Genomic DNA, 6,540 nt, shown 5'->3' with positions numbered 1-6,540 from the left:
TACCAGTTCAGCCTGAACGTGTGGGTCGGCGTCGTCGTCGCGCTGGTGTTCTCGCTGGCGATCGGTGCGTTCAACGGCTGGCTGCTGATGCGGACCGGACTGCCCAGTTTCCTGGTGTCGCTGGGGACGTTCTTCATCCTGCAGGGCCTGAACATCGCGGTCACCCGGATCACGTCCGGCGCCGTCGCGTCGAACTCGATCAGCGACATGGACGGGTTCGGCGCGGCGAAGGCCATCTTCGCCTCGGAGTTCAAGCTCGGCGGCATCACGGTCAAGATCATCATCGTCTGGTGGATCGTGTTCGTGGCGATCGCCGCGTGGGTGCTGCTGAAGACGCAGATCGGCAACTGGATCTTCGCGGCCGGCGGTGACGCGGCGGCCGCGCGGGCGGTCGGCGTACCGGTGAAGAAGGTGAAGATCGGGCTGTTCATGGCGGTCGGGTTCTTCGCCTGGTTCACCGGGATGCAGTTGCTGTTCAACTCCAACGGGGTCGTGCAGTCCGGTGAAGGGGTCGGCAAGGAGTTCCTGTACATCATCGCCGCGGTGGTCGGCGGCTGCCTGCTGACCGGCGGGTACGGGTCGGTCGTCGGCGGCGCGGTCGGTGCGCTGATCTTCGGCATGGTCCAGCTCGGTGTCGTGTACGCCGGCTGGAACCCGGACTGGTTCAAGGCGTTCCTCGGGGCGATGTTGCTGCTGGCAACCATTGTGAACCTGGTCGTGAAAAACCGGGCGGAGGCGCGATGACCACCACGGAGCCGTTCGCGGACGACGCGGCGACCAGCCCGAACACGCCGATCGTGCTGCTCGAGGACGTCGGCAAGAGCTACGGCAACATCAACGCGCTGCGCGGGGTGTCGCTGGCGGTCCGGCAGGGCGAGATCACCTGCGTGCTGGGCGACAACGGCGCCGGCAAGTCGACGCTGATCAAGATCGTCGCGGGCCTGCACGACTACACGTCGGGGCGGATGTCGGTCAACGGCCAGGAGCGGCACTTCTCGTCGCCGCGCGAATCCCTGGACAGCGGTATCGCGACCGTCTACCAAGACCTTGCGCTGGCCCCGCTGATGTCGGTCTGGCGGAACTTCTTCCTCGGCAACGAGATCACCAAGGGGCCGTTCCGGCAGCTCGACGCGGCGCGGATGAAGCGGATCGCCCAGGAGGAGCTGTCCAAGATGGGGATCTCGATCCCCGATCTCGAGCAGCCGGTCGGGAAGCTGTCCGGCGGCCAGCGGCAGTGCGTGGCGATCGCGCGGGCGATCCACTTCGGCGCCAAGGTGCTGATCCTCGACGAGCCGACCGCGGCGCTCGGGGTGAACCAGTCGGGCGTGGTGCTGAAGTACATCGTGAAGGCCCGGGACGCCGGGATCGGGGTCATCTTCATCACCCACAACCCGCATCACGCGTACCTGGTCGGCAACCACTTCGTCGTGCTGAAGCTCGGCCGGGTCGCGCTCGACACGCACCGGTCGGAGATCACGCTCGAGCAGCTGACCACCGAAATGGCCGGCGGTTCCGAGCTGGAGGCCTTGAGCCACGAGCTGCGGGAGATCGATCCTGGAGTGGTCGTGGACGAACCACAAGGGAGGGACGATGAGTGACCTGCGGGTCGGCGTCGTCGGCGTCGGTGTGATGGGCGCCGACCATGCCGAGCGCGTCGCGCGGAAGACGTCGGGCGCCCGGCTGGTCGCGGTGGCCGACGCCGATCACGGCCGGGCCGAGGCGCTGGCTGCCCGGTTGTCGGAGTGGCCCGCGGGCGGCGAGTCCGGGAGTACCGCGCGGCACTCGGGCGGCACGGCGTACGGCGAGGGTGTCCGGGTGGTGGAGGATCCGCTGGAGCTGATCGCCGCCGACGACGTCGACGCGGTGATCCTGGCCTCGCCCGGGTCCGTGCACGCCGAGCAGCTGTTCGCGTGCCTGGACCACGGGAAGCCGGTGCTCTGCGAGAAGCCGCTGACGATGGACGCGGCGTCGGCGCTGCAGGTGGTCGAGGCCGAACACAAGCTCGGCCGGCAGCTGATCCAGGTCGGGTTCATGCGCCGGTTCGATCCGGAGTACGCCGCCCTGAAGCAGCTGCTCGACTCCGGCGACCTCGGGCGGACCTTGGTGCTGCACAACGTGCACCGGAACAAGTCGGCCGGGCCGGCGTTCCGGAGCGAGATGATCGTCCGGGACTCGATGGTGCACGAGGTCGACGTCGCCCGGTGGCTCTTCGACGAGGAGATCACCCGCATCACCGTGCACAAACCGAAGCCGACGAGCGTCGTCGGTGACGGCGTGTTCGATCCGCAGCTGGCGGTGTTCGAGCTGGCGAACGGCGCGATCGCCGACGTCGAGGTGTTCGTGAACTTCCAGGTCGGGTACGAGGTCCGGTGCGAGGCGGTCGCCGAGCGGGGCAGCGCGACGATCGGGCTCGGGTCCGGCGTGTTCACCCGGGCCGGGGAGCGCTGGGGCGGCACGATGCCGGCCGACTTCCGGACCCGGTTCGAGCAGGCGTACGACGTCGAGGTGCAGCGCTGGGTCGACGCCACCCGGCGCGGCGAGATCGACGGGCCGGGCGCCTGGGACGGGTACGCCGCGGCGGCCGTCTGCGAGGCCGGGCTCGCGTCGTTGAGCAGCGGCACACCGGTCGAGGTCGCGCTGGCCGACCGCGGCAACGTCCTAGGAACGTGAGGGAGCATCGTGAGTACTGACAGCAAACGCATCACCCACCTGGTCGGCGGCAGCCCGTGGACCGGCGTGTCCGAGCGGACCGGCAAGGTCTACAACCCGGCGACCGGCCAGGTCACCGGCGAACTGGACCTGGCCTCGGCGGCGACCGTCGACGAGGTCGTCAAGGTCGCGCACGACGCCTCGAAGGCGTGGGCGCAGACCTCGCTCACCAAGCGCGCCCAGATCCTGTTCGCCTACCGCGAGCTCGTCAGCCGGAACAAGGAACGCATCGCCGCGCTGATCACCGCCGAGCACGGCAAGGTGCTGTCCGACGCGCTCGGTGAGGTGACCCGCGGGCTCGAGGTGATCGAGTTCGCCTGCGGTATCCCACACCTGCTCAAGGGCGGATACAGTGAAGGCGTGTCGACCAAGGTCGACGTGTACTCGATCCGCCAGCCGCTCGGCGTCTGCGCGGTGATCTCCCCGTTCAACTTCCCGGCCATGGTGCCGATGTGGTTCGTCCCGATCGCGGTTGCCTGTGGCAACAGTGTGGTGATCAAGCCGTCCGAGAAGGACCCGTCGGCGGCGAACGCCATGGCCGAGCTGTGGACGGAGGCCGGGCTGCCGGACGGCGTGGTGAACGTCGTGCACGGCGACAAGGAGTCCGTCGACCGGCTGCTCGAGCACCCCGACGTGAAGTCGGTGTCGTTCGTCGGGTCGACCCCGATCGCGAAGTATGTCTACGAGACCGGCACCAAGAACGGCAAGCGCGTGCAGGCGCTCGGCGGCGCGAAGAACCACATGATCGTGCTGCCGGACGCGGACCTCGACCTGGCGGCGGACGCGGCCGTGAACGCCGGGTTCGGCTCCGCGGGTGAGCGGTGCATGGCGATCTCCGCGCTGGTCGCGGTCGAGCCGATCGCCGACGAGCTGATCGGCAAGATCTCCGAGCGGATGGCGAAGCTGAAGACCGGCGACGGGACCCGGGGCTGCGACATGGGTCCGCTGGTCACCGGTGAGCACCGGGACAAGGTCGCCGGGTACGTCGCGGCCGGCGTGGAGTCCGGCGCGGAGCTGGTGGTCGACGGGCGCGAGGGTGACTTCGACGGCGGGGACGACGGGTTCTGGCTCGGGCCGACGCTGTTCGACAAGGTCACGCCGGAGATGTCGATCTACACCGACGAGATCTTCGGCCCGGTGCTGTCGGTGCTGCGGACGACGTCGTACGACGCGGCGCTCGAGCTGGTGAACTCGAACCCGTACGGCAACGGTACGGCGATCTTCACCAACGACGGCGGTGCGGCGCGGCGGTTCCAGAACGAGGTCGAGGTCGGGATGGTCGGGATCAACGTGCCGATCCCGGTGCCGATGGCGTACTACTCGTTCGGCGGCTGGAAGAACTCGTTGTTCGGTGACACCCACGCGCACGGCACCGAGGGCGTGCACTTCTTCACCCGCGGCAAGGTGGTCACGTCCCGCTGGCTGGACCCGTCCCACGGGGGCATCAACCTGGGCTTCCCGACCCACGACTGATTGACGGCCGGCCGCCTGGTTGGGTAGCTTCGAAAGGCGCGTGAGGGCGCGTCGAGACTCGCCGGAAGGCTGGAAGCCACCTCAATCCGAACCACGAGGCGGTTTGCCGACGCTCTCTTGAGGCCCGTGCGAGTCCGGGCGCGAGAGGACGCGTTGTGAGACTGCTGCCGGATCGGCCGAGTATCGAGTTCCTGCGCAAGGAAGCCAAGGATCTGCTGGCTGTACTACGGGAGTCCTCGCCGGGGACGTCGCTTGCGGAGGCGCAGCGGGTGCTGGCGGGAGAGTACGGGGAGCGCGACTGGGGCGCGTTGAGGGCTGAGGTGGAGCGGCGGGTGGCGGATGCGCCTGCCGCGCCGCCGGGGCTGGCGGAGGAGTTGGCTGCGGCGTTCGGGCTGGGCGTCGTGACGGCTCCGGCGCGGCCCGTGGTGTTCACCGCGATGGGGCGGTGCTGGGGGATCACGACTGACCGCGGGCGGTGGCTGGCGGTCACGGTCTACCCGTGGATCACGAACGAGCAGGCAGAGGTTGGCGCGCGGCTAAGGGAGGCGGCTACTGCGGCGGGCTTGGCTACGCCGATGCCTGCCAGGAGTCCGCGCGGCTGGTTGATCGAGAGTGTGCGGGGAGAGAACTGGCGGGTTCACGAGTGGCTGGAGGTCGGGCCGTCGCCGATGCTCCCGGCGTCGGTGGAGCTGGCCCGGCGCGCCGGAGCGGTGTTCGGGACGCTGCACGGGCTGGCGATCGCGAGCGACGAGCCGATCCACGGTTATCTGACGTACCGGCGTACACCCGCGGAGTGGCAGGACCTGCTCGGCCGCGCGCGGGCGGCCGGTAAGCCGTGGGCCGAGCGGCTCGAAGCGTTGTTGCCGGCGTTCCGCGACTTGCAGGCTGTCGAGCTGGAGGTGCCCAGCCGGTTGATGCTCTGCAACCGAAACCTGATTCCGGGGCATGTCCGTCAGGGCCGTGGCGGCGAGCTGGTCGTGATGGAGTGGGACTTCGCGGGGTCGTTGACGCCGGAGCTGGAGCTCGGGTCCGCGCTGACCCAGTGGGTGTTGCGGCCGGACGTCAACGTGAAGGGGCTGCGGGCGTTCCGGGAGGGGTACGGCGGGGACTGGCCGCGGCTCGAGCTCGGGTCGTTCGCGGTGGCGATCTCGGGGTGGCTGAACTGGGCGTACAACGCGATCTGCGAGGCGATCGATCCGAAGGACGCTGATCAGGCGATCTTCGCCGAGCGGGAAGCGGTGGGGGTGTTGGAGCGGCCGATGACGTGTAGAGGCCTTGAGCAACTACTCGTGGTGTGAGTGGGCGGGTCAGATCGAGGACAGCGGCCGCGGGGTCATTCCCGCCGCGACGTAGCACTCGTCGATGAGCTGCATCGTGGCCACCGCGTCGTCGGCGTCCGTGAGCAGGGGAGCGCCGTTGCGGATCGCCCCGGCGAAGGCCTCCAGCTGGTACGTGTACGACGTACGGGTGCCGAGGTGCTCGACCCAGGTGTCTTCCTTCGTCGTGACGATGACGCGGTCGTCGTTCTGCGGCACGACGTAGAACGGCGCGAAGGCCTCGCCACGGCTGCCGACGACCTTGAGGCTGAACTCGACGCTCTCGGCAGCCATGCTGGTCCGCACTGTCCCGGTTGCGCCGTTGGGGAACTCCAGGTCCGCGTTCAGCCACTCGTCGACGCCAGGGACGCGCTTGCGCTCGCCGGCGCGTGCGTTGAGGAGCTTGGGCGCGCCACCGGCGTAAGAAGCGAACATGCGCTGCGCGTGCAATGCGTAGCAGCCGACGTCCATCACAGCACCGCCTGCGAGCGGCAGCGACCAGCGCGGGTCGTTGTCGGCCGGCGGGGGCATCACCATGGTCGCCTCGACGTGCTGCAGCTCGCCCAGCTCGCCCTTGGCCACCAGCTCTTGCAGCCGCCGCATCACCGGGTGGTACGCGTAGTGGAAGCCTTCCATGAACACCAGGCCGGACGAGTGCACGGCCTCCTGCACCTGGAGCGCCTCGGCCGCGTTACTGGCCGACGGCTTCTCGGTCAGGACGTGCTTGCCGGCCGCAAGCGCCCGCAGGTTCCACGGGCCGTGCAGACCGTTGGCCAGCGGGTTGTAGATCGCTTCGATCTCGGGATCGTCGAGCACTGCCTGGTACGACGCATGGACCCGTTCGACCCCGTGTTCGGTCGCGAAGGCCGTGGCCCGGTCGGTGTCGCGCGCGGCGACCGCGACCAGCCGGGCTCCGGTCAGCTTGGCCGGCTCGACGATGGCCCGGGCGGCGATCCGGGCCGCACCGAGGATGCCGATCCGCAGCGGTTCCATGCCTTCTCCTTCGATGGTTGGCCGTGACGCGCGGCCTACGGTGGTCGTC

6 protein-coding genes are annotated in these 6,540 nt (G+C 69.1%); 5 read left to right on the top strand and 1 reads right to left on the bottom strand.

Going from position 1 to position 6,540, the window contains the following annotated elements; genetic code table 11:
• The 5 genes from VFF46_RS15025 to VFF46_RS15005 form a co-directional block, all read left to right on the top strand.
• Positions 1–744, top strand: a 744-nt coding sequence (locus tag VFF46_RS15025; protein ID WP_325037737.1) for an ABC transporter permease, incomplete at its 5' end; no start/stop codon positions are given.
• Complete coding sequence (locus VFF46_RS15020; protein WP_325037736.1) at positions 741–1,598, top strand: ATP-binding cassette domain-containing protein; 858 nt, start codon at positions 741–743, stop codon at positions 1,596–1,598. The genes VFF46_RS15025 and VFF46_RS15020, both read left to right, overlap by 4 nt.
• Positions 1,591–2,670 (top strand): Gfo/Idh/MocA family oxidoreductase, encoded by a 1,080-nt coding sequence (locus VFF46_RS15015; protein WP_325037735.1) that lies wholly within the window; start codon positions 1,591–1,593, stop codon positions 2,668–2,670. The genes VFF46_RS15020 and VFF46_RS15015 overlap by 8 nt, the downstream gene beginning before the upstream one ends.
• A 9-nt stretch (positions 2,671–2,679) precedes the next feature.
• Positions 2,680–4,182, top strand: coding sequence for a CoA-acylating methylmalonate-semialdehyde dehydrogenase (locus VFF46_RS15010; RefSeq protein ID WP_325037734.1), 1,503 nt, complete (start codon positions 2,680–2,682; stop codon positions 4,180–4,182).
• A gap of 155 nt (positions 4,183–4,337) precedes the next feature.
• A complete protein-coding gene (locus tag VFF46_RS15005; protein ID WP_325037733.1) occupies positions 4,338–5,480 on the top strand; it encodes a hypothetical protein in 1,143 nt (380 codons plus the stop codon).
• Positions 5,481–5,489: 9 nt separating this feature from the next.
• Here VFF46_RS15005 and VFF46_RS15000 read toward each other — a convergent pair whose 3' ends face one another.
• On the bottom strand, positions 5,490–6,491 hold the full coding sequence (locus VFF46_RS15000) for a Gfo/Idh/MocA family oxidoreductase (protein WP_325037732.1): 1,002 nt from the start codon (positions 6,489–6,491) through the stop codon (positions 5,490–5,492).
• Between the last annotated feature and the right edge of the window lie 49 nt (positions 6,492–6,540).

This window comes from Kribbella sp., from assembly GCF_035655035.1.
In the GTDB taxonomy this organism is placed as follows: domain Bacteria; phylum Actinomycetota; class Actinomycetes; order Propionibacteriales; family Kribbellaceae; genus Kribbella.
This window is presented reverse-complemented; position numbering and strand designations above follow the sequence as displayed.

Bases quoted from the DNA above. Each gene is read 5' to 3' on its own strand.
- VFF46_RS15020 (WP_325037736.1), top strand. From the start codon at position 741: ATGACCACCACGGAGCCGTTCGCGGACGACGCGGCGACCAGCCCGAAC.
- VFF46_RS15015 (WP_325037735.1), top strand. From the start codon at position 1,591: ATGAGTGACCTGCGGGTCGGCGTCGTCGGCGTCGGTGTGATGGGCGCC.
- VFF46_RS15000 (WP_325037732.1), bottom strand. From the start codon at position 6,491: ATGGAACCGCTGCGGATCGGCATCCTCGGTGCGGCCCGGATCGCCGCC.